At 50.2% G+C, this 255-nt stretch carries 1 protein-coding gene; it reads left to right on the top strand.

All coding sequences use genetic code 11. The annotated features are described in order from the left end of the window. Positions 1 to 255, top strand: a 255-nt coding sequence (locus tag AB2U10_RS19320; RefSeq protein WP_493820799.1) for a CLIPPER-2 domain-containing protein, incomplete at both ends; no start/stop codon positions are given.

Consider the following 255-nt stretch of genomic DNA (forward strand, 5'->3'; position numbering starts at 1 on the left):
TGTAACGCTGAACAATGTAACAGTGACTGACCCACTACCAGGCTTAGGAACAATAACTCCAGCCTCAGTAGCGAGCCTTGAACCGGGAGCAGAGACAACGTTTACGGCAACCTATACGGTAACGCAGTCGGATGTAAACAACGGTAAGATCCACAATACGGCAACCACGAAAGGTACGCCTCCAAGTGGTCCGGATGTGAAAGATACCGACGAGGAAGACGTACCGTTTACCAGCACGCCATCCATTGATCTTGT

The organism is Leadbetterella sp. DM7 (assembly GCF_040829825.2).
Lineage (GTDB): Bacteria > Bacteroidota > Bacteroidia > Cytophagales > Spirosomataceae > Leadbetterella.